Below are 25,196 nucleotides of genomic sequence, written 5' to 3'. Positions count from 1 at the left end.
CGCGTTTTCGCGCAAACGGGCCTCACCGCTCAAACCGCGTTCACCCCGCGCTGACCTCGAACAGTCTCCAACTGTCCGGCACCCCCTTCAGCACATGCGCGCCCCGGTCCTCGAAGCGAAAGCGCGAGCCGAGCATGAGTTGCCGGGTCAGATCCGAGGCCAGAACCTGCCCGCCATCGGCCTGGCCCATGATCCGCGCCGCCACCACCACGCCCAGGCCGCTGATATCCTCGCCGCGAATCTCGATCTCGCCGGTATGCGCACCAAAGCGGGCGTCCAGCTCCAGCTCCGACAGGGCCGCGCGCAGCGCCCCGGCGCAGCTCAGCGCGCTCGTCGGCGAGTCGAACGTCGCCAGAATGCCGTCGCCGGTGAACTTGACCAGACGGCCGCCGTGGCGCGCGACCTCGGCGCGGCACATCTCGTCGTGGCGGTTCATCAGTCTCCGCCACGCCGCATCGCCGATGCGCGCCTGTACGCCCGTCGAGTCCTTGAGATCGGAGAACAGCACCGTGGCCAGCAGGCGCGTGGCGGGCGCGGTTGACGGCGCGCTGCCGGTGATGAATGCGATGATCGCCGCGGCATAACGATCCACGTCGCCCTCCCACGGCACATGCTGATGGCCCGGAACCGTGCGGTGCTCCGCCGCGGGCATCAGCCGCAGGAACTCCTCGGCGCAGTCGCGGCCGTTGGGCTGTTCGTCCTCGCGATGCACGACCAGCGTCGGCTGCGCTATGGACGGCAGCAGGGCGCGGATGTCGATATGGGCGGCCAGTTCGAACAGGGTCGCGACGGTCGTCGGCGTGGCGCTCATCCGCTGGAAATGCGCGAACCACTCCTGTCCGGCCTGATCCTCAGGGTCGGGACCGAAGGCGAAGAACGGGTGCGGCCGGCCCGGCTTGCCCCAGTTCTGCTGGAACTGGGCCATCGACTCCTGCAACGCCGCTTCCGACAGATACCCCCGCACCAGCCGGCCGGTTGCATAGCCGCCGCACAGCACCAGCCGTTCGACCCGTTCGGGACGCATCGCGGCATAGACGCAGGCCAGCGAGGCGCCTTCCGAAAACCCGATCAGCGTCGCCGATTCCATGCCGGCGGCCTCCATCACCGCCTCGATATCCATCACCCGCTCGTCCAGCGTCGGCGCGCCCTGGATGCGGTCGGACATGCCGTTGCCGCGCTTGTCGAATACGGCCAGACGGCCGATCGCGCCGAGCGCCTCCATCCATTGCAGATAGCCTGGATGCTCCAGCGACGCTTCCAGATGCGAGATCATGCCGGGCACCATCACCAGGTTCCGCGGGCCACTCCCCCAGACCTGATAGGCGATGGACAGGCCGTCGCTCTGGGCGAAACTTGTTTCCACGCTGGCGGTCATGACGTGCAACGCCCCCGGTCCGGTTGCCGCGCGCCGCCGCGAACGGGCGGTGGCGGATCTGGTCAACACCATCATGGGCCGACACCCGGAACGGCGTCAATTGCCGGCGGGCGGACGGGTCGTGCAACCCGCCGCGCCATTCGTCCCGGCGCCCCACGGGCAATCATCCCGGTGCGGACTCGTGCTCGATGCCTGCGATCAATCCGCCAGATCGCCCCGGATCTGATCAATGGCACGGGCAGCGAGCCTGCCGGACAGGGACGTGTCGGCGCGGGCCTCCAATGCAGGCAGGGCAGGGGCGGCCGCTGCGCCGATCTGGCCCAGCGCTATCGCAGCCTCCTTGCGCACGAAGGCCGACGGGCTTTCCAGCATTGTGATCAGTTCCGGCACGGCAGGCGCCGCATCCGCGCCGAAAAGCGCCAGCGCCCGTGCCGCCGTCCGCTGTTCATAGGCATCGCCGCGCACCAGATCCGCCCTGAGGCTGGCAACCGAGGTGCCCACCGGCAGCGCCGCCAATCGCAATCCGTCGGTCAGCCGGCGGTTCAGAAATCGGTGATCGCCACCCCAGCGCACGACAAAGAAATACTCGTCAACGGTTTCCTCAAGCGATCCTGCGTTTTCTCCGGTTTGCCAGCGGTCGACCATCTCGCGCGCGGCGCGCCTGTCGCCGTTCAGCGCCAGGATCGACGCTGCCAGCGGCATCAGCTCCTTGGCCTGCGGGTTGCGCTCCAGCTCGGCGCGCAGAACCTCGCTGGCCTGATCCAGATCCCCCATCGCGTAAAGCGCGGCTGCCTCAAGCAGGACATAGTGGCTGGGATGCCTGGGATCGAGCCGCATGGCCGCCTGCACAAAGGCAAGCCCCTCCTCGGGCTCGCCCGCCGCGATCAGGGCCCAGCCCATCGTCAGATGTGCCTCGGGGTCGCTGGGCTGCAACGCGATGGCCTTCGCCGCCTCTTGCCGCGCCTCGTCAACGCCGCGCCCGGTGTCCCCGGCGCTGCCCCAATCGCGCAGGTTCAGGCTGACCATGGCCCGGATGACATGGATCAGCGAAGTCTCGCGTTTCGAGGCCTCCTGCAAATACTTGTAGAACAACCCGATATGGAGCCGGTCGCGGTTGCTGGTGAATGCATTCCAGTGGTGAAAGATATGCGGGCGTAGATGCGTCAGCGCCAACGCCGCCCAGGCGCGCGCATAGTCGGGATCAAGTGCGACCGCCTCTTCGAAATGCGGTATCGCCGCAAGATTGTCGGCTTCGTTGAACTTCGAATACAGAGTCCATCCGCGCTGGAACGCCTCGCGGGCTTCGAGCGTGTCCGTTTCCACCTTCTCGATTTCGACCCGGTTCCGGGCGTCCAAAGGCAAGTCCAGAACCTCGGCGATGTCCAGAACGATCCGGTTCTGGACCGCAAACAGATCGTTCAGTTCGCCGTCAAAACGCTCGGCCCACAACAGCCGACCGTTCGACGTGTCGGTCAGGCGGACATTGACCCGAAACGCCTCTCCCGTACGCCGCAGACTGCCATCCACCACGTATCTGACGCCCAACTCCTCGGCAAAGCGCGCGATGTCGATCTCCCGGTCCCGATACGCGAACGAGGTATTGCCGGCGATCACGAACAGGCCCGACATCCGCGACAGGTCCGTGATCAGGTCTTCGGATATTCCGTCCACCAGCATCTCGTTTGCCCGGTCGTCGGAATGGTTTGAAATCGGCAGCACCGCAACCGAGGGCAGATCGGGCAGCGGATAGCTCATTCGTGCTTCCGACGCCCGCATCTGACCCTGCGTCCATGGGACGGCCCAATAGACGCCGGCCCCAACGAGGGCCGCAAGGGCCAGCGCCGCCAACACCGGCCTTGCCGGGCTTCGGGGTTTCTTCGCGACCTTGACCGCGTCGGATACGACCCGAAACGCCTCAACCGGCTCGGCGATGTTCTTGACCTTCTGCGGCCCCATCGGAACAAACTCCGCCGTGACATTGGCGCGCGCATAGTTCACCACCGCCCGCGAGGCGACGATGCCCCCCGGCTCCGCCAGCGCTTCAAGGCGCGCGGCGACGTTCACCCCGTCGCCCAGAATGTCATCTCCGTTGGAAACCACATCGCCCACGTTCAACCCGATGCGCAGCACGATGGCGCGATCCGGGTCGAGGTTTGCGTTGCGCTCCGTCAGACTGGACTGGATTTCGATGGCCGCGCGCACTGCATCGACGGCGCTCCGAAACTCGATCAGGAAACTGTCACCAGCGGTGTTCGAGATCCGTCCGCCATGGTCGCTCACCACCGGCTCGATCACCTCGTGGCGCAGATGTCGCAGCCCGGCGATGGTGCCTTCCTCATCGAGGCCGATCAGACGGGAATACCCCGCGACATCGGCGGCAAGGATCGCCGCCAGGCGGCGGTTTAGGCTGCTGTGCATGATATCGAAGGTTAACAGCTTCGAAATATCGTGGGAACTGGTTTCCCGTTTCCCAGGGCCTGGGTCCGGCTCAAGCCGTTGTACAAAACGGACAAGCGGGGGTCCGAGGCCGGTACGTTCCGGACGGTTCAGCCGTACATCGACAAAAAGACCCGGCACTGGGGCCGGGCCGAGTTGGGGAATGTCAGGCCACGTCCCGAGGGGTCATCCCAGCAGACGCCGGGCAATCACCTGCGCCTGGATTTCCGCCGCGCCCTCGAAAATGTTGAGGATCCGGGCGTCGCACAGCACGCGGGAAATCTTGTATTCCAGTGCAAAACCGTTGCCGCCATGGATCTGCAGCCCGTTATCCGCCGCCGCCCAGGCCACCCGCGCACCCAGCAGCTTGGCCATCCCGGCCTCCAGATCGCAGCGATGCCCGTGGTCTTTTTCCCAGGCGCTGAAATAGGTTAGCTGCCGCGCGATCATGATCTCCACCGCCATCATCGCCAGCTTGCCCGACACGCGCGGGAAGTTGATCAGCGCCTTGCCGAACTGCTTGCGCTCCTGCGCGTATTGCATGGCGATGTCCAGCGCGCTTTGCGCCACGCCGATGGCGCGCGCCGCGGTCTGGATGCGGGCGGATTCGAAGGTTTCCATCAACTGCTTGAAACCCTTGCCTTCTTCGCCGCCCAGCAGGTTCTCGCCCTTGACGTGGAACCCGTCGAAGGCCAGTTCGTATTCCTTCATCCCGCGATAGCCCAGCACCTCGATCTCGCCGCCGGTCATGCCTTCGGTCGGGAAGGGATCGGCATCGGTTCCGGGGGTCTTTTCCGCCAGGAACATGCTGAGGCCGCGATGGTCCGTGGTCTCCGGATTCGTCCGCGCCAGCAGGGTCATCACATGGGTGCGCGCGGCATGGGTGATCCAGGTCTTGTTGCCGGTGATCTTGTAATCGCCGTTCTCGTCCCTGACCGCGCGGGTGCGCAGGCTGCCGAGGTCGGACCCGGTGTTGGGTTCGGTGAAAACGGCGGTGGGCAGGATCTCGGCGCTGGCGATCCTGGGCAGCCACTGCGCCTTCTGGTCGTCGGTGCCGCCGGCAAGGATCAGTTCCGCTGCGATCTCGGACCGGGTGCCGAGCGACCCGACACCGATATAGCCGCGCGACAGTTCCTCCGAGACCACGCACATCGAGGCCTTGGACAGGCCGAACCCGCCATATTCCTCGGGGATGGTCAGGCCGAACACGCCCATCTCGGCCAGTTCCTCGATGATCTCGATCGGGATCAGCTCGTCCTTCAGGTGCCAGTCATGGGCGTTGGGCTCGACCTTTTCCTGCGCATAGCGGCGGAACTGGTCGCGGATCATTTCCAGTTCCTCGTCCAGTCCCGAAGCGCCGAACATCGTCGCACCGGCCTGCGCCTCCATCAACGCGACCAGCCGTGTCCGCGCCGCCTGCGTGTTTCCGGCGCGCATCAGGGTCTGAACCTCGTCGCACTGGAACCCCGACAGCGCATCCCAGCCCAGGCCCAGTTCCTGCAGACGCACGACTTCGCCCTGGTTCATCGGGATGCCGCCGGCGATCTGGTGCAGGTATTCGCCGAACGCGATCTGATGGATCAGCTGTTCCATCTCGCCGAACGTGCCGGCCGCCTCCAGCGCCTCGGCCCAGCGTTGCATCTGCCTCAGCGACTGGTGATAGGTGGCCATCCAGGACAAGCCGTGCGCCGCGGTCTGATGCGCTTCGATGAGGGCGCCCGAGACCTTGCCATCGGTCGTGACCAGAGCGCGGACGGCCTCCCGCGCGCGTTCATAGACGGCCTCCACCGGGGCGAGCGCCGCTCCGGTCAGCCGCAGAAGATCGGGCAATATCACGGGGTTTGTCATCGTCGTCACATCCTGTCCGTCATGGGCCATGAATCACGTCCTCTCTGGGGTCATCCGGTCATATCACTTTGCACATGCAGCGCAACAAAAATACGCAGTAATGCCCGGAAAGGTTCAAAAATTACGTGACGATTTTTGCGGTGCAGAGAAAAAGCCGGTGCTATCAAGGGGCATGACGTGGCTTACCCTGCTTCCCCCGCTGGACTTGGCACTGGCCTGCGCGATCGCGGTTCTGGCCGGGCTGGTCAAGGGCCTGGTCGGCTTTGCCATGCCGATGGTGCTGGTTTCGGGCCTCAGCATGTTGCTGCCCCCGGACCTGGCGTTGGCGGGGCTGATCCTGCCCACCCTTGTCACCAATGCCATGCAGGCGCTGCGCCAGGGGTCCGCGGCGGCGCTGTCCTCGATGCGCCAGTTTCGCGTGTTCCTGGCCGTCGGTCTGGTCTTTCTGCTGGTCAGCGCGCAGCTGGTGGCCCGGGTGCCCGCAACGACCTTTCTCATCATGATCGGGGCGCCGGTCGTGTTCTTTGCGCTCATCCAGCTGTTGGGCGTGTCGCTGACCCTGCGGCGCCAGTCCCGTGTCGTCGAGGCCGCGGCCGGGGCCGTCGCGGGGTTCATCGGGGGGATGTCGGGCGTCTGGGGGCCGCCCACGGTGGCCTATCTCACCGCGCTCGATACGCCAAAACGCGATCAGGTGCGGATCCAGGGGGTGATCTATGGGCTGGGGGCGGTGGCGCTCGCCGTCGCCCATGTCGGCTCGGGCATCCTGCGCACGGACACGGTGGGGCTGTCGGTGCTGCTGATCTTTCCTGCGGTGGTCGGCATGTGGATCGGCCTGCAGCTGCACGACCGGATCGATCAGGCCACGTTCCGTCAGGCGACCCTGTTCGTGCTGTTGATCGCCGGGCTGAACCTGCTGCGCCGGGGCATCGGACTGTGACGCACGTCAGCGCGCGCCGCGTTGCAATCGAAAGACAACCAGCAGCCCGAGCATCAGAAAGAACAGCCCGGCCACATCTCCGATCAGAAAGGCCACGTATTCGACGATCGAGCTGCCGAATGCCATGTTGGTCAGCAGCGCCATCAGCAGCGAGGTCAGAACACCGACGCCCATCACGCAGCTCCAGCAGGCCGGACGGTCACGATGCGGAAACACGTTCCAGCCCCATGCCCTGAGCAGGTGAAACACGGCAGGAGCGGTGACGACCGCAACCACGATGGCCCACAGCCGGCTGGCCATGAACACGTCGGACCCGCCCAGATGGACAAAGACCAGAACCACCCCCGGCAGAAGCGCCGGGATCGCCCGCCAGCCCAGCAGCCAGGCGGCCAGAACCCTGACCCCATGCGGCAGGAACAGCAGGCTGGCGCGGCTGGGATATTCGGGAAAGAACATGTTCTGCAACGGCATCAGCACGTCGAAGGTGATCAACGATGCCGCCACATAGGCCAGCGACGCGACCGCCGTTTCGGTGATCCAGTTGCGCACGGTTCGGTCAGAGTTCAGGGCCGGGGGTCATGCACGACATAGCGCCCCCGCAGCGACGAGTCGCATTGGGACAGATAGCCCTTCTGGACCAGCGATTTCAGCGCACGAAAGAAGGTCGGCCGGGAGATCGGTTGGACCAGCGTATGCTCGATCAGGCCGAAGGTCCGGACTTCGCGCCCCGAGCGCGCCAGTTCCCCCGCGGCATAATAGATGTCCCGCTCGGCCGGCGACAGGTCTTCCAGCCCCAGCGTGTGTTCCATGCTCTGCACCAGTTTGCGCAGTTCGGCGAGTTTTGAGATGTCCGACATGACGCCACCTGTCCCTACTTGTTCAAAACCTGTGCAAATCCGCAAGGGCAGGGGATGTCTGGCCCCGCCGCCGACTGGTTTTCGCGTGTCTCATGTTGACACAAAATTCCCGACTGCCGTATGCTCGGAGTCCGATTAGGCTGCTTTCCTCGGAAATGTGAGTGAGTGCGCATTTGCAGCCCCCATGTCCTTTCAGTCCCGGCCCGGCGTATCAACGCCGGGTTATTTTCGTTCCGAAAGGAATATTTGATCAGATTGCGCCCCGCAAGCCTCCGATCCGCAGTCCGGCCGCTCAGGCCGGGCCGCCACCCTCGTTGCTTTCCATGATCGAGCAGATCAGGGCCGAGTCCAGATAGGCGGTGACGGCCGAAATCCGGCCGTCGCGGTCGAAATGCATCACCCAGCAATAGGTGTTCCTGTAGGGCATGCCGTTCAGGGCCTTGCCTTCGGACCGCAGCTCGGCAATGGCGGTGGAGCCATCCACATAGACGCCCTCGACAGTCATGCGCATGCCGTCGCGCAACACCTTCAGCAGCCTGCCGAACGCCTCGTCGAACAGTTCCTGCTTGCTCTCGAAGCGGCCGGCCAGGGGGTGGCTGCCCATGACCGTCCATTTCACGTCGTCGCGAACGATCGAGAAAAAGGGATCGTGATCGCCCGCGCACCAGGCATCGAACAGGCCGCGGACATAAGCGTGATCGATCATCGCATCCCTTTTCCGGCGCGGTCAGCCGATGGCCACCGCCTTTACGTCCTCGTCGATGAACGGCAGGTACTGTTCGAAGTTCTCGGCGAACATGCGCACCAGCTTGTCGGCCTGCTTGTCGAACGCCGCCTGATCGTCCCAGGTGCGGCGCGGGTCCAGCAGAACCTCGGGCACGCCCGGCACTGAAACCGGAACGTCAAAGCCGAAATTGGCGTCCTTGCGGAACTCGGCCTCGGCCAGCGATCCGTCCAGCGCGGCCGTCAGCAGGGCGCGGGTCGCCTTGATCGGCATCCGGCTGCCGACGCCATAGGCGCCGCCGGTCCAGCCGGTGTTGACCAGCCAGCAGGTGGCGCCGTGCCGGGCGATCTTCTCGCGCAGCAGGTTGCCGTAGACCTCGGGCCGGCGCGGCATGAACGGAGCGCCGAAGCAGGTCGAGAAGGTCGGCTGCGGCTCGGTGACGCCGCGTTCGGTGCCGGCCACTTTCGAGGTGAAGCCGGACAGGAAGTGATACATCGCCTGGGCCGGGGTCAGCCGGGCGATCGGCGGCAGCACGCCGAACGCATCGCAGGTCAGCATGATGATGTTCTTGGGATGCCCGCCCATCGCCGATTTCGAGGCGTTCGAGATGTATTCCAGCGGATAGGCGCAGCGCATGTTCGCGGTCAGGCTGTCGTCGTTGAAATCCAGCTTCTTGGTCTCGGGATCGAACACCATGTTCTCGATCACCGTGCCGAACTTGGTGGTGGTCGCGTAGATTTCCGGCTCGGCCTCGGGATTGAGGTTGATGGTCTTGGCATAGCAGCCGCCCTCGAAGTTGAAGGTGCCGCGGTCCGACCAGCCATGTTCGTCATCGCCGATCAGCACCCGCGCCGGATCGGCGGACAGCGTGGTCTTGCCGGTGCCGCTGAGGCCGAAGAAAACGGCGGTGTCCACCGGGTTGCCGACCGCATGGTTGGCCGAGCAATGCATCGGCATCACACCTTTTTCCGGCAGCAGGTAGTTCAGCAGGGTGAACACGGATTTCTTGTTCTCGCCCGCATATTCGGTGCCGCCGATCAGGATCAGCCTGGCGTCGAAATTCAGCGCGATCACCGTTTCGCTGCGGCAGCCGTGCCTTTTCGGGTCCGCCTTGAAGCTGGGGCAGTTGACGACCGTGAAATCGGCCACGAATTCGTCCAGATCCTCGCGGTCCGGGCGGCGCAGCATGTGACGGATGAACAGGCTGTGCCAGGCCAGTTCCGTCACCATGCGCACATTGATCGAATAGGCCGGATCCGCGCCGCCGACGAGATCCTGGACGAAATAATCCTTGCCCTTCATGTGCTCCAGCATGTCGGCATGCAGCGCGTCGAAGCCTTCGGGACTCATCGCGGCGTTGTTCTCCCACCAGATGCCGTCGGCCACGCTGTCGGTCTTGACCACATGCTTGTCCTTGGGGGACCGGCCGGTGAACTTGCCGGTGGAAACCAGGAATGCGCCGCCGTTGCCCAAGGTGCCTTCGCCGCGCTTCAGCGCCTCTTCGATCAGCGCCGGTTCCATGAAGTTGTAATAGACATTTCCCAGACCCTCGATGCCCTGATCCTCGAGGCGGAATTGCGGGTTAACCCGTCCAGATGTCATGCGTTTTTTCTCCTATGGCGGCGCTGCGGTTCATGCTGTCCCGCGTGCGCTCTTGGGGCAATGGACCGGAACCATTCTCCGGCGGACGCGGGGGTCTTATCACGGCGGTTCCGGGCATGAACAGGACGGTTTGGCGCAGTTAGCGCCACCAGCGCGATGTTTAGCGCAACCATACATTTCCTGCCCGACCGCCGGTCGCGGATTTCGCGTCGGGCGACATTTATGTCTCCAATTCCGCAACAGTTGCGAAGTGATTCGCAGATATTCGTTGATTCGGTTCGCCAAAAGGGGGAAGATCGATGAAAATTTTCGCACTGAGCAGTAGAGAGCAGCAACAGGGGCATCCCAAATGTCAAAGATTGCACTGGTGGATGACGACAGAAACATTCTGACGTCCGTATCCATGACTCTCGAGGCCGAAGGTTTCGAGGTCGAAACATACAACGACGGACAGGCAGCGTTGGATGCCTTCAACAAGAAACTGCCGGACATGGCGGTGCTGGACATCAAGATGCCCCGGATGGACGGCATGGACCTGTTGCAGCGGCTGCGGCAGAAGACCCAGATGCCGGTCATCTTCCTGACTTCCAAGGACGACGAGATCGACGAGGTTCTGGGCCTTCGCATGGGCGCGGACGATTACGTGAAAAAGCCGTTCTCGCAGCGCCTTCTGGTTGAGCGTATCCGCGCGCTCCTGCGGCGACAGGAGGCCAATGCCGGTGACGCCACCGCGACCGGGACAGGCGATGCCAAGGTGATGGAGCGGGGGCATCTGCGGATGGACCCGCTGCGCCACGCGGTGAGCTGGAAGGGCGTGGACGTTTCCCTGACCGTGACCGAATTCCTGCTGCTGCAGGCCCTGGCCCAGCGTCCCGGCTTCGTCAAGAGCCGCGATCAGCTGATGGATGTCGCCTATGACGATCAGGTCTATGTGGACGACCGCACCATCGACAGCCACATCAAGCGCCTGCGCAAGAAGATGCGCACGGCCGATCCCGAATTTTCGGCCATCGAAACGCTTTACGGCATAGGCTACAGGTACAACGAAGAATAACCGCCCTTGCTGGGGGGGAAGGCGAAGGTCATTCGTGCGTGACACGGGATCAGTGAACGGACCGCGCGACGGAGATGTGGTTCTGGGGGATGACTGGGTCATTCCGCTCGACCCCAACTCCGACGACATGCGCTTCGTCCGCCCGCGGCGCAGCATCTTTGCCCTGCGCGGCTCGACCCTGGCGCGCAAGATCATCACCTTCAACCTGATCGCGCTGGTCATTCTGGTGGCCGGGCTGCTCTATCTCGACGACACCCGCGAAGATCAGGTCATGCAGCGCGCCAACGCTCTGGTCAGCGAGGCGGAACTGGTCAGCGACGTGTTCGAGGCGCGGATCGCCGACAATCCCGAGGCGTTCACCGACAACAGCGAAATCGACATCGGCAAGACGCTGGCGGGGCTCAGCCTCAGAAGCGGCGTGGAAGTCTTCGTGTTCGGCGAGTCGGGCGCCCTGGCCGGGTGGGTGCGCGGCGCGGCCCCGGCGCCGAATGTCGCCTTGAAGGCGGGCGCCGACGGCAGCCCGACCATCATCAGCGACGGGTTGAACGCACTGTGGACCGGTGTGTCCTCGATCTTCAGCGGTGGTACCGCCCGCCCGTCCCCCGACCTTGCCGATCAGGTTTCGGCGATGGTTCCGGCAACGCTGGGGACCGGGACTCAGGTCAAGGCGCTGACCGATGCCCAGGGCGGAACGGTCATCGTGGCCGCAACCCCGATCCTGCGCGGCGGCGTCCCCATCGGGGTTCTGGCCATGGCCGGCCCGGCCGGTGAAATCGACGCCATCGCCCGCCGGGAACAGGAGCGCGTGCTGCAGATGTTCATCGTGGCGCTTCTGGTGTCGGTGGGTCTCAGCCTGGTGCTGGCCTCGACCATCGCCAATCCGCTGGCCGATCTGGCCTCGGCCGCCGAGATGGGCAACGATCACAACAACCAGCGCATCAACCCGGGCCGCATCCGCATCCCGGACCTGAGCGCGCGGCCGGACGAGATCGGCCGCCTCAGCCGCGCCCTGCGCGGCATGGTGGCGGCGCTCTACAACCGGATCGAGGGCAACGAACAGTTCGCGGCCGACGTGGCGCACGAGATCAAGAATCCGCTGGCCAGCCTGCAATCCGCCGTCGGCACGCTGCGGGTGGTCAAGCGGGACGACCAGCGCGACAAGCTGCTGGAGATCATCGAGCACGACGTGCGCCGCCTCGATCGCCTGGTCAGCGACATCTCCAACGCCTCGCGGCTGGATGCCGAGCTGGTCAAGGAAGATGAACAGCCCTTCGACGTGCTCAAGCTGCTCGAAAACATCGGCCAGTATCTCGGCGAAGAGGCGCGCGCCAAGGGCGTGGACTATATCACGGACATGCCGCGCGAGCCGATCGTCATCAAGGGGCTTGAGGCGCGGCTGGCGCAGGTCTTCGTGAACCTGATCACCAATGCGATCTCGTTCTGCGACGAGGGGGACGCGATCCGCGTCTGGGCGCGGCGGCGCGACAACCGGGTGCTGGTGGTGGTCGAGGATACCGGGCCGGGCATCCCCGACGAAGCCCTCTCCAAGATCTTCAAGCGGTTCTATTCGCAGCGCCCCGAGGAGCATTTCGGCAACAACTCCGGCCTGGGGCTGGCGATTTCCAAGCAGATCGTCGAGGCGCATGGCGGCGTGATCTGGGCCGAAAACATCCGGCCCACCGATGCGGATGTCACCTCGGATCCGCTGGGCGCGCGGTTTGTCGTGGCGCTGCCGGCCTGACGATGACCGTCCAAGACCTCGAGTCGTTGCAAAAGGGCGACCACGCGACGGTTCACGCCAGTTGCGTGGCGGTGGCGGGCAACGGCCTGCTGATCGTTGGCAAGTCCGGCGCCGGCAAGTCGTCGCTGGCGCTCACCCTGATCGGCCTCGGGGCCGGGCTTGTCGCGGACGACCGGGTGGCGCTGTCCGCGCAGGGCGGCGCCGTTCTGGCGCAGGCGCCCGCGGCGATCGCCGGGCTGATCGAGGCGCGCGGGCTTGGCCTGATCCGGTGCGAGAGTTTCGGTCCGGTCCCGCTGGGCGCGGTGCTCGACCTCGACCGCGCCGAGACCGCCCGCCTTCCCGAACCGCGCACCATCGTGCTCCTGGGCACGCCCTTGCCCTTGCTTCGCGCGGTCCAGGCCCCACATTTCGCACCATCACTGTTGCAACTGCTCAAGGCGGGGCGTGTCGAACCGGAATGGCCCGAAGGATGAACACGCAGACACGGATCGTTCTCGTCACCGGGCCGTCGGGCGCGGGACGCTCGACGGCGATTCACGTGCTCGAGGATCTCGGCTTCGAGGCAATCGACAACCTGCCCATGGGGCTGCTCCTGCGGCTGCTGGACGGGCCGGAAGAGCCGCGCCCGATGGCGCTGGGCATCGATGCCCGCAACCGCGACTTTTCGACCACCGGCTTTCTGGACCTGGTGGACCGTCTGGGCCAGATGGAGCAGATCGACCTGGCGACGCTGTATCTCGATTGCAGCGAAGAGGTGCTGCTGCGCCGGTATTCCGAAACGCGGCGGCGTCATCCGATGGCGCCGGGTTCCAGCCCCCAGGCGGGCATCCGTCAGGAACTGGAGCTTTTGCGACCCATCCGCGAGGTCGCGGACACGCTGATCGACACCAGCACGTTGAACGTCCACCAGTTGCGCGACGAAGTGGAACGCTGGTTCGCCCCCGAGGGCGGGCGGCACCTGGCCGTTTCCATCGAGTCCTTTTCCTACAAGCGCGGCCTGCCGCGCGGGCTCGACATGGTGTTCGACTGCCGGTTTCTGGCCAACCCCTACTGGAAACCGGAACTGCGTGCCGCCGATGGGAGGAACCCGGATGTCGCCGCCTATGTGGCCACCGATCCGAACTATGCGCCGTTCCATGACAGGGTGGTGGACCTGTTGCGCCTGTTGCTGCCCGCCTACCGGGCCGAGGGCAAGGCGCATCTGTCGGTGGCCTTCGGGTGTACCGGAGGGCAACATCGGTCGGTGGCCCTGGCCGAAGCGGTCGCAAAGGCCCTTGCGGAGGGGGGGCAGCAGGTGTCAATTAGGCACCGCGAAATGGAACGTCGCGAAACCAGGATGAAGCCGGATTGATCGGGATCGTAATCGTAGCGCATGGCGGGTTGGCCAAGGAATACCTGGCCGCGATGCAGCATGTCGTGGGCAAACAGCCCGGATTGGCGGCGGTTTCGATCGAGGCGGATCACGACCGCGAGGAAAAGCAGCGCGAAATCTGCATCGCCGCAGACGAGGTGGATGCCGGCGACGGCGTGGTTGTCGTGACCGACCTGTTCGGCGGCAGCCCCTCGAATCTGAGCCTGCGGGCCTGCGCGCCGCATGACCGGCGCATCCTTTACGGGGCGAATCTGCCGATGCTCATCAAACTGGCCAAAAGCCGCCACTTGCCGGTCGGGGATGCGGTCCGGCAGGCGATGGAGGCCGGAAGAAAATACATTAACACCAAAAACGTGACACTCGATTGAAACTGGACAGACACAGATGGTGACGCGAAGCCTTAAAATAATCAACGAAAAGGGCCTTCATGCCCGCGCTTCGGCCAAGCTGGTGGAGGTGGTCGAGGGATTTGACGCGACGGCAGAGGTGACAAAAGACGGCTTGTCGGCCTCGGGCGACAGCATCATGGGGCTTTTGATGTTGGCAGCATCGCGCGGAACAACTATTGACGTTGAAACATCTGGTCCGGATGCTGAGGCGTTGGCGGATGCGTTGGAGACTCTGGTGAACGAGAAGTTCGGGGAAGGGTTCTGATCGCGCCGTCCTGTGCGACGTGAAGAACAGGAAGACCAAGAATTGGCGGAGACCGCGCACAATAGCAAGACTGAGCCTGTGGTGGATGGGGCCGCAGATCGGGGCGAAATCTACGACCGTAGAACCCTGACCTACGCGAATTCCTTTGACGATCCATGGACGGCGACGGCGATCCGGGCCATCGAATGGTGCACCGGCAAGCTGACGATTCTGCGCATGGTCAGCAAGTTCGAGAAGAAGAACGAATACTATCGCGGGCAGAAGTTCTGGGGCGGCGCGCTGGAGACCATGGGCATCGATCTGCTGACGCCAGAAGAGCAGTTGGCGCGCATTCCCAAGGAAGGCCCGGTCGTGGTCGTCGCCAACCATCCGCATGGCATGGTCGATGGCATGATCTTGGCGGAACTGATCGGACGGGTCCGGCAGGATTACCGCATTCTGACCCGCTCGGTCCTGACCGGCCTGGACGAGGCCGCCACATCCTTCATGATCCCGGTGCCGTTCCCGCACGATCCCGAAGCGCAGACCAAGATGCTGGAAATGCGCGGCAAGGCGATGGCGCATCTGTCCGAGGGCGGCGTCGTGGCCCTGTTCCCCTCGGGCGTCGTGATGTCCTCGGACACCTGGTTCGGCCCGGTCAAGGAACGGGAATGGAACGTCTTTACCGCCAAGATGATCCGCCGGTCGCGGGCCAAGGTGGTGCCGATCTATTTCCCGGGGCGCAATTCCCGCGCCTATCAGATCGCCTGCCAGGTCTCTCCGATCCTGCGGCAGGGCCTGCTGCTGCACGAGATCGTGCGCTCCTGCAACAAGCCGCAGGCGCCGGTGATCGGCGAGCCGGTCTCGGAGGCCGACATGGAATTGCTGGAACGCGATCCGCGCGGCTTCATGGCGTGGCTGCGCGAACACACGATGGCGCTGGCCGACGCGGACTGACCGCCCTTACCGCGTCGGAACCGGCACCTCGCCGCGGTAGTCATAGAATCCGCGCTCGGTCTTGCGGCCCAGCCACCCGGCCTCGACATATTTCGTGAGCAGCGGGCAGGGGCGGTACTTGGTGTCCGCCAACCCTTCATGCAGCACGTTCATGATCGCCAGACAGGTGTCCAGCCCGATGAAATCCGCCAGTTCCAGCGGCCCCATCGGGTGATTGGCGCCCAGCTTCATCGACTGGTCGATCGACTGCACGCTGCCGACGCCCTCATACAGCGTATAGACCGCCTCGTTGATCATCGGCATCAGGATGCGGTTGACGATGAAGGCGGGGAAATCCTCGGCGCTGGCGGCGGTCTTGCCCAGCTTGTCCACCACCGCCTTGCAGGCGTTGAACGTCTCTTCGTCCGTGGCGATGCCGCGGATCAGCTCGACCAGCTGCATCACCGGAACCGGGTTCATGAAATGGAACCCCATGAAGCGTTCCGGCCGGTCGGTGCGGCTGGCCAGGCGCGTGATCGAGATCGACGACGTGTTCGATGTCAGGATCGTGTGCGGCAGCAGATGCGGCTGAAGATCCTCGAAGATCGCCTGCTTGATCGTCTCGCGTTCGGTCGCGGCCTCGATCACCAGATCGGTCTTGCCCAGGTCGGGCAGGTTCAGGGTGATCTCGATCCGCTTCAGCGCGGCCTGCATCTCGTCGTCGGTGATCTTACCGCGCGAGGCCTGGCGCGCCATGTTGGTTTCGATCGTCGCCATGGCGTCATCCAGCGCCTGCTGGCTGACATCGGTCATCAGCACGTCATACCCGGCCAGCGCCATCACATGCGCGATGCCGTTGCCCATCTGACCTGCGCCAATCACTCCGACCTTCTTGATGTCCATCTCTGCGATGCCTTTCCCACGAGTTGCCGGGACATTACCGGCAGCGCGGGGGCGGCGGCAAGGGGCCGCGATGCGCGGCCTTTGCTTCAAATGCGCGCATTAGGGAAATCGCAAGGACTGTGGCCACATTGTGCCAGCCGGGTGAAACAACCGGGGTGCGAGCGATGAGCTATGACAGGCTGGGCGTGAATGCGCCCGAGGATCCGATCTGCCGCTATACGCCCGAGGGGCCGGAGTTTCGCGGCCCCCCGCGCGCCTTCGATCCGCCCTATTCGGTCTGCATCGGCGGGGCCGAGACCTTTGGCCGTTTCGTCCGCGACCCGTTTCCGGAGCTGCTCGGACACCGCTTGGGTCGGACCTGCATCAACTTCGGCAGCGCCAATTGCGGGTTCGAGGCGCTGGCGGCCGATCCCTTCCTGCGTGAGCGCGCCCAAAGGGCCACCTGCGCGATCGTGCAGGTGCCGGGGGCGCAGAACCTGTCAAACCGCCTCTACCGCGTGCATCCGCGCCGCAATGACCGGTTTCTGGAACCGACGGCGGCGCTGCGGGCGCTTTATCCGGACGTGGATTTTTCCGAGATTCATTTCACGCGCCACCTGCTGTCCTGCCTGCGGGCCTGCGACGACGCGCGGTTCGAGGTGGTCCGGCAGGATCTGCGCCAGGCATGGACCGACCGGATGCAGGGCTTTCTCGGGGCGCTGCGGCGGCCGGTCCTTCTGCTCTGGCTTCGCTATCACGGGCCGCTGGCCCGGGACCATGCCGGGGCGCTGGGTGCCGAGCCGTGCCTGGTGGATGCCGGCATGGTCGCGCAGTTGCAACCGCATTGCGCGCAAGTCGTGGAAGTGCCGGTGCAGGCCAGCGCCGACTCGGACGAGCTGGAGGATGTGCTGTTCGGCACCCTGCAGCAGCCGATGGCCGAGCATCTGATCGGCCCCGCGACCCACCGGATGATCGCGGACCGGCTGTACCGCGCGGTTCTGGATCTGCAATGAAAAGGCCCGCCGGATTGGCGGGCCTTTCGGGGGTTCGGTCTGGACCGGTGTTCAGCCCAGCTTTTCGGTCAGTTCCGGCACGGCCTGGAACAGGTCGGCGACCAGTCCGTAATCGGCGACCTGAAAGATCGGCGCTTCCTCGTCCTTGTTGATGGCGACGATGATCTTGCTGTCCTTCATGCCTGCCAGGTGCTGGATCGCGCCCGAGATGCCGACGGCGACATAGAGGTTCGGAGCGACGACCTTGCCGGTCTGGCCCACCTGCCAGTCGTTCGGCGCGTAGCCCGAGTCGACCGCCGCGCGCGAGGCGCCGACGGCGGCGCCCAGCTTGTCGGCCAGCGTTTCGATCAGCTTGAAGTCCTCTTCCGAGCCGACCCCGCGGCCGCCCGACACGACCACACCGGCCGAGGTCAGTTCCGGGCGGTCGCTTTCGGCCACCTTGTCCTCGACCCATTCCGACAGGCCCGGGTTGTCGCCGACCGAGATGGTCTCGACCGGGGCCGAGCCGCCTTCGCCGGCGGCGTCGAAGGTCGAGGTGCGGATGGTGACAACCTTCTTGGCGTCGCTCGATTTCACGGTCTGGATCGCGTTGCCGGCATAGATCGGACGCTCGAAGGTCGAGCCGTCCACCACGCCGGACACGTCCGAGATCACCATCGCGTCCAGCAGCGCGGCGACCCGCGGCATCACGTTCTTGGCGTCGGTGGTGGCCGGGGCGACGATGTGCTCATAGTCACCGGACAGGCCGACGATCAGCGCCGCCGTGGATTCCGCCAGGCGGTGGCCCAGCGACGGGTCTTCGGCGACCAGAACCTTGGAGACCCCGTCGATCTTGGCGGCGGCCTCGCCGGCGGCGGCGGCCGAGGCGCCCGCGGCCAGAACCGTCACGTCGCCCAGTTGCCTGGCCGCGGTCACCGCCTTGGCGGTGGCGTCCAGCGACAGTTCACCATTGTTGACTTCGGCGAGAAGAAGAACAGCCATCACACAGCCCCCGCTTCCTTGAGTTTCGCGACCAGCTCGTCCACCGAGCCCACGATGATCCCCGCGGCCCGCGCCGGCGGCTCCTCGGTCTTGACGATTTCCAGCCGCGGCGTGACATCGACGCCGTAATCGGCGGCGGTCTTTTCATCCAGCGGCTTCTTCTTTGCCTTCATGATGTTGGGCAGCGAGGCATAGCGCGGCTCGTTCAGGCGCAGATCGACGGTGACGATGGTCGGCATCTTGACCGAGATCGTCTGCAATCCGCCATCGACCTCGCGGGTGACTTTCGCGCTGTCGCCCGCGATCTCCAGTTCCGAGGCGAATGTAGCCTGGCTCCAGCCCAAGAGCGCCGACAGCATCTGCCCGGTGGCGTTCATGTCGTTGTCGATGGCCTGCTTGCCGCAGAGCACCAGCCCCGGCTGTTCTTCCTCGACCACCTTGGCCAGGATCTTGGCCACCGCCAGCGGCTCGATGTCGGTATGCACGTCATCGGCGGCCACCACCAGGATCGCGCGATCCGCGCCCATCGCCAGCGCCGTGCGCAGCGTCTCCTGCGCCTGCTTGACGCCGATCGAAACCGCCACGACCTCGTCGGCCTGGCCCTTTTCCTTCAGGCGGATCGCCTCTTCCACCGCGATCTCGTCGAACGGGTTCATGGACATCTTGACATTGGCGAGATCGACACCGCTCCCGTCCGCCTTCACGCGAACCTTCACGTTGTAGTCAATCACGCGCTTGACAGGCACAAGTACCTTCATTTTTGCGTATGCTCCTTACAAAAACGGCAAGCCGCGTCGCGACTCCACCAATGCTCTCGCCGCGTTTGATAGCGGTTCGATAGGCCTTGCAACAGGGCAAAATCGTCACGTCTTGGCTCCGGGACGTCGCGTTTCGCGATTTTTGGCGGCGCCGAGGCGGCAAAGCTGCCGGGCGGCGCGGGCCGGTTTCTAGCGGTTGGCGCCCGGAACCCAGAGAACATCCGACTTTCCGTCGTCATTCGCGCAGCGCGCGGCGACGAAGAACCAGTCGCTCAGGCGGTTGAGGTACTTCACCGCCACGTCGTTGACCGGCTCTATGTTCGACAGCTCCACCGCCAGGCGCTCGGCCCGCCGCGACACGGTGCGGCAGACATGCAGCTGCGCGGCCAGCCGCGACCCGCCGGGCAGGATGAAACTGCGCAGCGGCTCCAGCCCGGCATTCATCGAGTCGATCTCGGCCTCCAGCCGTTCGACCTGGCTTTCGGCCATGCGCAGCGGCGGATAGTCGGCCTCGGCATCCTTGTCCATGTCCGGCCGGCACAGATCCGCGCCCAGGTCGAACAGATCGTTCTGGATGCGCGACAGGGCGGCATCCGTGTCGCCCGCGGCTTCGAGCCGCGCCACCCCGACAAAGGAATTCAGCTCGTCCACCGTGCCATAGGCCGCCACACGCCCGGCGTATTTCGCGACGCGCTCGCCATTGCCCAGCGCGGTCTTTCCGCTGTCGCCGGTCCGGGTATAGATTTTGTTCAGGACGACCATCTAGTGCACTCCCTGTCCACGCAGAAAGACGTAGAGCACGATCAGCACCACGGCAATGAACTGAAACAGGATGCGCAGGCGCATCATCTTGTTGCTTTTCTTGGCGTGGTCCTGCCCGCCCTTGGCGAAGTTGCCGATCCCGATCATCAGAACGACGACGACAGCCGCCATGGCCAACAGCAAGACCGCAAAGAGAAGGTCCATAATGCCCCCGTCCGCTTGTTTTGGTTGCGTTCGGCCTGATCTAGCCCTCCCGCGCTCAAAAGCGAACCACTAATTTCTAATTTCCGCTCAGACCCGGGAAAGGATGCGGTCCACGGCTCCGGTCGGCAGGATCCGGCGCAGGTAGCCGGCGATATAGGTCGGCGTGGTGACGTAATACCGCGACCGGGGGCGTTTCGATTCGACCGCGTGGATCAGCTTTTCCGTCACCGCCGAGGGCGGCAGTTCGAACCGGTCCGGCCCGGTTCCTTCGTACAGCCGTTTCAGCAGCGACCGTTCGTATTTCTCGCGCAGGGCCGAATTCTCCCAGTCGATGAACCGTTCAAAGATCGGGATCGCCTTTTCCCGCAGTTTCGACGTGATCGGCCCGGGTTCGATCAGGATGACCTTGATCTCGGTGTCCCGCAGTTCCAGCCGCAACGTGTCGCTCAGCCCTTCGACCGCGTATTTCGTCGCCACATAGGCGCCGCGCCACGGAAACGCGACAAGCCCCAGCACCGATGAGTTCTGGACGATTCGCCCGTGCCCCTGGGCCCGCATCACCGGGATCACCTGCCGGGTGAGTTCGTGCCAGCCGAAGACATTGGTTTCAAAGATGTGCCGCAGCCCGTCCGTGGGCACATCCTCGACCGCGCCGGGCAGGCCGTGCGCGCCGTTGTTGAACAGCGCGTCCAGCGTGCCGCCGGTCTGCTCCAGCACCTGCTCCAGCCCCGAGCGGATGCTGTCGCTGTCGGTGTAGTCGATTCGCGGGCTGTCGAACCCCTGCGCCCGCAACCGGTCGCAATCGCGCTGTTGCCGGCACGAGGCAAAGACGCGCCAGCCCTTTGCACGCATACCGTGTGCCGCGTCCAGGCCGATTCCCGAAGAGCAGCCGGTGATGAGAATGGATTTCTGCATGACGATCCCGAAGATGAACCTCGCCTATAGGTATTGCGAGGTGCATCTCAGGGCAATGACAGCCCGGCGTCAGTTCACGCTTTTGCTGATCAGCGAGGCCGAAATCCATCCGACATGTTGCTCGGGCAACACGCGCAGGCGCAGCCAGCCGGTGCCACTGTCGTCCAGCACCTCGACCTCGTGGCCGATGTTGAGCCGGGCGATGACCGGATAGATGGTTCCGGGTCCGCCGCGCATGTTCACGCGGTTGCCGATCACCTCGCGGATGTCGCGGGCCGGGACGGTGGCGATGGGCGTTTCGACCGACTCCGGGACGGGCACCGCCGCCTCCTGCTGCAGGCCCGTCACGCCGTCCTGAAGCGAGGCAAGGGTGAGCGTCGCCGCATCCTGCTGGAACAGCGTTCCGTCCGCGTTGAGCCGCACCGCCGCCTGCGAAAGCAGCGCCATCGTCTCGCCGCGGTCCGGATCCGCCGCCGCGGGGGCGGGATCTTGCGGTGCAACCGGTGCGGCCGCGGTCAGCGCGGTCCGGGTGACAAGTTCTTCGGCCTTCACGGCCGGTTTCGCGGGTACGGCCGCCGTCGTGTCGACCGATGCGACCGTCTGGGGCGCTTCGCGCACCCCGCGCGGCTCGAAATCGGTGCCGCCGCTCATTTCGAAAAAGGCCCAGCCAAGAAAAGCGAAGGTCAGAACAATAAGGCGCGTCATGGCGCATCCCCCGGTAATCGTTAAAGCAAAGAACTACAAAAGGTTCACTGGTGAAATCCTAGCATAGTTTCGCCCCTGAGTCGAAAAACGGGGAAAATCCGCGCGTTACCTCCCCCTTGTTGCAAAAGGCCGACTTGTCCCCAGCAAAAAGCGCGTTGCTCGCTTTACCCGCGCGCGCTGGCGGCGTATCACATCATCTATGAACGACACCGTCGATGACCCCAACATGGAGGCCCCCGAAGGCGTTTCCGAGGTGGCCGAGCCGCTGCGCCGCGCGATTGGCGAGCGGTATCTGACCTATGCGCTCAGCACCATCATGCACCGGGCGCTGCCCGATGCGCGCGACGGGCTCAAGCCGGTTCACCGGCGAATCCTCTATGCGATGCGCGAGCTGCGACTCGGTTCCGGCGGCGGGTTCCGCAAGTCGGCCAAGATTTCGGGCGACGTGATGGGCAACTATCACCCGCACGGGGATGCGGCGATCTATGACGCCATGGCCCGCCTGGCGCAGGATTTCAACGTCCGCTACCCGCTGGTGGACGGGCAGGGCAATTTCGGCAACATCGACGGCGACAACCCGGCCGCCTCGCGCTATACCGAAGCGCGGATGACGATCGTGGCCGAAGCTCTGCTGGAAGGGCTGGACGAGGATGCCGTCGATTTCCGAGACAACTATGACGGTACGCTGACCGAACCGGTCGTGCTGCCGGCGAGTTTCCCGAACCTGCTGGCCAACGGCGCCAGCGGCATCGCCGTGGGCATGGCCACCAACATTCCCCCGCACAACATCGCCGAGCTGTGCGACGCCTGCCTGCATCTGATCAAGACGCCGGACGCGCGCGACGACACGCTGCTGAACTACGTGCCGGGGCCGGACTTTCCCACCGGCGGCATCGTCGTCGAGCCGCCCGAGAACATCGCGCAGGCCTATCGCACCGGGCGGGGTTCCTTCCGCCTGCGCTGCAAATACGAAGTCGAGGATCTGGGCCGCGGCCAGTGGCAGATCGTCGTCACCGAGATCCCCTATCAGGTTCAGAAATCGAAGCTGATCGAAAAGATCGCGGAACTGATCCAGACCAAGAAGATCCCGATCCTGGCAGATGTCCGCGACGAATCCGCCGACGACATCCGCCTGATCCTGGAACCACGCTCCAAGAACGTGGACCCCGAGGTGCTGATGGGGATGCTCTACCGCAACTCGGACCTCGAAGTGCGGTTCAGCCTGAACATGAACGTGCTGATCGACGGGGTGACGCCCAAGGTCTGCTCGATGAAGGAAGTGCTGCGCGCCTTCCTCGATCACCGGCAAGAGGTGCTGCTGCGCCGCTCGCGGCACCGCATGGCCAAGATCGACCACCGGCTTGAGGTGCTCGAAGGCTTCATCGTCGCCTTCCTCAACCTCGACCGCGTGATCGACATCATCCGTTATGACGACGACCCCAAGGCCGCGCTGATGCGCGAGAACTGGGGAATCGACCATGTCCGCGCCACCAGCGAGGCGGATTACGTGTCGCCCGCGCCGGGCGAGGGCGAACTCAGCGAGCTGCAGGTCGATGCCATCCTCAACATGCGCTTGCGCTCCCTGCGCCGCCTGGAGGAGATGGAACTGGTCCGCGAGCGCGACAAGCTCATGGAGGAACGCGCCGATCTTGAGGATCTGCTGGCTGACGAATCTCTGCAATGGGCGCGGATTGCCGAGCAGATCAAGGAGACAAGGAAGAAGTTCGGCAAGGATTACGAGGGCGGCGCCCGCCGCACCCGTTTTGCCGAAGCCGGCGAGGTCGAGGAGGTGCCGCTCGAGGCGATGATCGACCGCGAGCCGATCACGGTGGTCTGTTCGCAGATGGGCTGGATCCGCGCCATGACCGGCCATATCGACCTGACCCGCGAGCTGAAGTTCAAGGACGGCGACGGCCCGCGCTTCATCTTCCACGCCGAAACCACCGACCGGCTGCTTGTCTTTGCCTCGAACGGGCGGTTCTACACGGTCAGCGCCGCCAGCCTGCCCGGCGGGCGCGGCACAGGCGAACCGCTGCGCCTGATGGTGGACCTGCCGAACGAGGCGCAGATCGTCGATCTCTTCATTCATCGTCCGGGGCGCAGGCTGCTGGTGGCCTCGGATGCCGGCAACGGCTTCATGGTGCCCGAGGACGACGTGGTGGCCCAGACCCGCGCCGGCAAGCAGGTGCTCAACGTCAAGGACACCGAGCGCGCGCTGATCTGCAGGCCGGTCGAGGGCGATCACGTCGCCGTCGTGTCGCAGAACGGCAAGTTCCTGGTCTTCCCGGTGGCCGAACTGCCCGAGATGACCCGCGGCAAGGGCGTGCGCCTGCAGAAATACAACATGGCGCGCGGGCGGCAGGGCACGCTGGAACTGGATGGCGGGCTCAGCGACGTGACCACCTTCAACTGGCAGGACGGGCTGAAATGGTCAATGGGCGGCGACAAGACCCGGCACGAGGCGGACCTGAGCCAATGGCTCGGCAAGCGGGCCAGCGTCGGGAAGAAGCCGCCCTACGGTTTTCCGCGCGACTACAAATTCTCATGACCGGGCGGCGCGCTGCGAAAATTTCCGCCGAAACCGATTGGCACGCGCCGGCCTGCTGCGCTACATCCTCCCGAAACGGACCTGTCGAGAGCCTGAAATGTTCCGCATACTGACCCTGACTGCCGGATTGGCCCTGTTGGGCGCCTGCACCCAAACGCTGGAAAACGAAGCTCCGGAAGATCTGGGCGAATTCAAGCTGCGCGTGAACTATGCCTATGCGGACAAGGCGGTGCAGGGTCCGGTCTCGCGCGATGCCACGCCGCAGGAATGGACCACCGCCATTCAAAAGGCGGTCGATACCCGGCTGGGCCGGTATCAGGGCTCGCAGGAATACGATATCGGCATCAGCCTCGAAGGCTACATGCTGGCCCCGCCGGGCGTTCCCGTCGTCTTCAACCCGCGCAGCACCGCCATCGTCCTGGTCAATGTCTACGATGTCGAAAAGGAAACCTTCCTGGCCAAGGGCGAGCAGATCCAGGTGCTGGAAGACACCACCAGCGAAAGCGCCCTGGTCGGCTCGGGCCATGCGCGCACCAAGGAAGAGCAGATGAACGGCCTGGCGCTCAAGGTGGCCGACCGGGTCGAGGAATGGTTCGCCCAGCAGCACAAGAAGAACGGGTGGTTCGACAAGCGGCCGGACCCGGCCGCGCCGGTGCAGGACACGGCGGTGACGCAGAATCCGGCGCAAGGTTAGGCCGTTGCCGCAGGATGTGCTTGATTTTCCCCTTTGAACCAAATATCCCGCGCGCGCAGAGGAAACCGGGACCGACCGTCCCCCAAACCGCAAAAGGGCGCCTGAGGAATGGCAAAGGAAAAGTTTGAGCGTACGAAACCGCATGTCAACATCGGCACGATCGGGCATGTTGACCACGGCAAGACCACGCTGACCGCAGCGATCACCAAGTATTTCGGC

Annotated in this window: 26 protein-coding genes; 12 read left to right on the top strand and 14 right to left on the bottom strand. The window is 64.7% G+C overall.

All coding sequences use genetic code 11. The features are described 5' to 3' along the window. Positions 1-40: 40 nt before the first annotated feature. From AC2FNJ_RS08135 to AC2FNJ_RS08125, 3 genes are all read right to left on the bottom strand, one after another. Positions 41-1,450, bottom strand: a complete 1,410-nt coding sequence (locus tag AC2FNJ_RS08135; RefSeq protein ID WP_496763720.1) for an adenylate/guanylate cyclase domain-containing protein — start codon at positions 1,448-1,450, stop codon at positions 41-43. Positions 1,451-1,573: 123 nt separating this feature from the next. Next, on the bottom strand, positions 1,574-3,793 hold the full coding sequence (locus AC2FNJ_RS08130) for a tetratricopeptide repeat protein (RefSeq protein ID WP_496763719.1): 2,220 nt from the start codon (positions 3,791-3,793) through the stop codon (positions 1,574-1,576). Between the two features lie 204 nt (positions 3,794-3,997). Further along, positions 3,998-5,689 carry an acyl-CoA dehydrogenase family protein gene (locus tag AC2FNJ_RS08125; RefSeq protein ID WP_496763718.1) on the bottom strand — a complete coding sequence of 564 codons (1,692 nt, stop codon included), beginning with the start codon at positions 5,687-5,689 and terminating at the stop codon, positions 3,998-4,000. A 142-nt stretch (positions 5,690-5,831) separates the two neighbouring features. Between AC2FNJ_RS08125 and AC2FNJ_RS08120 the strand changes: the two genes are divergently transcribed. After that, positions 5,832-6,596 carry a sulfite exporter TauE/SafE family protein gene (locus AC2FNJ_RS08120; RefSeq protein ID WP_496763717.1) on the top strand — a complete coding sequence of 255 codons (765 nt, stop codon included), beginning with the start codon at positions 5,832-5,834 and terminating at the stop codon, positions 6,594-6,596. A gap of 6 nt (positions 6,597-6,602) precedes the next feature. Here AC2FNJ_RS08120 and AC2FNJ_RS08115 read toward each other — a convergent pair whose 3' ends face one another. The 4 genes from AC2FNJ_RS08115 to AC2FNJ_RS08100 all read right to left on the bottom strand — a co-directional run bounded on the left by AC2FNJ_RS08115 (position 6,603) and on the right by AC2FNJ_RS08100 (position 9,779). Next, positions 6,603-7,145 (bottom strand): hypothetical protein, encoded by a 543-nt coding sequence (locus tag AC2FNJ_RS08115; RefSeq protein ID WP_496763716.1) that lies wholly within the window; start codon positions 7,143-7,145, stop codon positions 6,603-6,605. A gap of 14 nt (positions 7,146-7,159) precedes the next feature. Beyond that, on the bottom strand, positions 7,160-7,453 hold the full coding sequence (locus tag AC2FNJ_RS08110) for a hypothetical protein (protein WP_496763715.1): 294 nt from the start codon (positions 7,451-7,453) through the stop codon (positions 7,160-7,162). Positions 7,454-7,745: 292 nt separating this feature from the next. Then, positions 7,746-8,159: a nuclear transport factor 2 family protein gene (locus AC2FNJ_RS08105; RefSeq protein WP_496763714.1), complete on the bottom strand. Its 414-nt coding sequence runs from the start codon at positions 8,157-8,159 to the stop codon at positions 7,746-7,748. 21 nt (positions 8,160-8,180) lie between these two features. Continuing rightward, positions 8,181-9,779 (bottom strand): phosphoenolpyruvate carboxykinase, encoded by a 1,599-nt coding sequence (locus AC2FNJ_RS08100; RefSeq protein WP_496763713.1) that lies wholly within the window; start codon positions 9,777-9,779, stop codon positions 8,181-8,183. Between the two features lie 349 nt (positions 9,780-10,128). On the opposite strand from AC2FNJ_RS08100, the gene AC2FNJ_RS08095 reads away from it, so the two are divergent. From AC2FNJ_RS08095 to AC2FNJ_RS08065, 7 genes are read left to right on the top strand one after another with little or no spacing between them, the layout of a single operon-like run. Further along, positions 10,129-10,833, top strand: a complete 705-nt coding sequence (locus AC2FNJ_RS08095) for a response regulator (protein ID WP_496763712.1) — start codon at positions 10,129-10,131, stop codon at positions 10,831-10,833. 34 nt (positions 10,834-10,867) lie between these two features. Next, entirely contained in the window at positions 10,868-12,574 is a 1,707-nt protein-coding gene (locus AC2FNJ_RS08090) for an ATP-binding protein (RefSeq protein WP_496763711.1), read from the top strand. Between the two features lie 2 nt (positions 12,575-12,576). Then, complete coding sequence (locus AC2FNJ_RS08085) at positions 12,577-13,047, top strand: HPr kinase/phosphorylase (protein WP_496763710.1); 471 nt, start codon at positions 12,577-12,579, stop codon at positions 13,045-13,047. After that, positions 13,044-13,925, top strand: a complete 882-nt coding sequence (gene rapZ, locus AC2FNJ_RS08080; RefSeq protein WP_496763709.1) for an RNase adapter RapZ — start codon at positions 13,044-13,046, stop codon at positions 13,923-13,925. Before AC2FNJ_RS08085 ends, rapZ begins: the two co-directional genes overlap by 4 nt. Next, a complete protein-coding gene (locus tag AC2FNJ_RS08075) occupies positions 13,922-14,314 on the top strand; it encodes a PTS sugar transporter subunit IIA (RefSeq protein ID WP_496763708.1) in 393 nt (130 codons plus the stop codon). Before rapZ ends, AC2FNJ_RS08075 begins: the two co-directional genes overlap by 4 nt. Before the next feature lie 16 nt (positions 14,315-14,330). Next, on the top strand, positions 14,331-14,600 hold the full coding sequence (locus AC2FNJ_RS08070) for an HPr family phosphocarrier protein (protein WP_496763707.1): 270 nt from the start codon (positions 14,331-14,333) through the stop codon (positions 14,598-14,600). A gap of 42 nt (positions 14,601-14,642) precedes the next feature. After that, positions 14,643-15,536 (top strand): lysophospholipid acyltransferase family protein, encoded by an 894-nt coding sequence (locus AC2FNJ_RS08065; protein WP_496763706.1) that lies wholly within the window; start codon positions 14,643-14,645, stop codon positions 15,534-15,536. 6 nt (positions 15,537-15,542) lie between these two features. Here AC2FNJ_RS08065 and AC2FNJ_RS08060 read toward each other — a convergent pair whose 3' ends face one another. Then, entirely contained in the window at positions 15,543-16,418 is an 876-nt protein-coding gene (locus tag AC2FNJ_RS08060) for a 3-hydroxybutyryl-CoA dehydrogenase (RefSeq protein ID WP_496763705.1), read from the bottom strand. Between the two features lie 164 nt (positions 16,419-16,582). Between AC2FNJ_RS08060 and AC2FNJ_RS08055 the strand changes: the two genes are divergently transcribed. After that, positions 16,583-17,410 carry a DUF6473 family protein gene (locus AC2FNJ_RS08055; protein ID WP_496763704.1) on the top strand — a complete coding sequence of 276 codons (828 nt, stop codon included), beginning with the start codon at positions 16,583-16,585 and terminating at the stop codon, positions 17,408-17,410. A 51-nt stretch (positions 17,411-17,461) separates the two neighbouring features. Here the strand turns inward: AC2FNJ_RS08055 and AC2FNJ_RS08050 are convergent, their stop codons facing one another. The 6 genes from AC2FNJ_RS08050 to AC2FNJ_RS08025 form a co-directional block, all read right to left on the bottom strand. Next, a complete protein-coding gene (locus tag AC2FNJ_RS08050; protein WP_496763703.1) occupies positions 17,462-18,391 on the bottom strand; it encodes an electron transfer flavoprotein subunit alpha/FixB family protein in 930 nt (309 codons plus the stop codon). Further along, positions 18,391-19,149, bottom strand: coding sequence for an electron transfer flavoprotein subunit beta/FixA family protein (locus AC2FNJ_RS08045; RefSeq protein ID WP_496763702.1), 759 nt, complete (start codon positions 19,147-19,149; stop codon positions 18,391-18,393). The genes AC2FNJ_RS08050 and AC2FNJ_RS08045 overlap by 1 nt, the downstream gene beginning before the upstream one ends. Positions 19,150-19,338: 189 nt before the next feature. Beyond that, entirely contained in the window at positions 19,339-19,911 is a 573-nt protein-coding gene (locus tag AC2FNJ_RS08040) for a cob(I)yrinic acid a,c-diamide adenosyltransferase (RefSeq protein WP_496763701.1), read from the bottom strand. Continuing rightward, positions 19,912-20,115, bottom strand: a complete 204-nt coding sequence (locus tag AC2FNJ_RS08035) for a twin transmembrane helix small protein (RefSeq protein WP_496763700.1) — start codon at positions 20,113-20,115, stop codon at positions 19,912-19,914. It abuts the gene before it with no gap. An 87-nt stretch (positions 20,116-20,202) separates the two neighbouring features. Further along, complete coding sequence (locus AC2FNJ_RS08030) at positions 20,203-21,030, bottom strand: SDR family NAD(P)-dependent oxidoreductase (RefSeq protein WP_496763699.1); 828 nt, start codon at positions 21,028-21,030, stop codon at positions 20,203-20,205. 69 nt (positions 21,031-21,099) lie between these two features. Further along, complete coding sequence (locus tag AC2FNJ_RS08025) at positions 21,100-21,735, bottom strand: SH3 domain-containing protein (protein ID WP_496763698.1); 636 nt, start codon at positions 21,733-21,735, stop codon at positions 21,100-21,102. 199 nt (positions 21,736-21,934) lie between these two features. Here AC2FNJ_RS08025 and AC2FNJ_RS08020 point away from each other — a divergent pair, with 199 nt between their 5' ends. The 3 genes from AC2FNJ_RS08020 to AC2FNJ_RS08010 all read left to right on the top strand — a co-directional run. Continuing rightward, positions 21,935-24,283 carry a DNA topoisomerase IV subunit A gene (locus tag AC2FNJ_RS08020; protein ID WP_496763697.1) on the top strand — a complete coding sequence of 783 codons (2,349 nt, stop codon included), beginning with the start codon at positions 21,935-21,937 and terminating at the stop codon, positions 24,281-24,283. Between the two features lie 97 nt (positions 24,284-24,380). Beyond that, on the top strand, positions 24,381-24,977 hold the full coding sequence (locus AC2FNJ_RS08015; protein WP_496763696.1) for a hypothetical protein: 597 nt from the start codon (positions 24,381-24,383) through the stop codon (positions 24,975-24,977). A gap of 108 nt (positions 24,978-25,085) precedes the next feature. After that, the coding region (locus AC2FNJ_RS08010) for a GTP-binding protein (RefSeq protein WP_170744588.1) at positions 25,086-25,196 on the top strand (111 nt) is incomplete at its 3' end.

This window comes from Ruegeria sp. BHSB196 (assembly GCF_059613135.1).
This window is presented reverse-complemented; position numbering and strand designations above follow the sequence as displayed.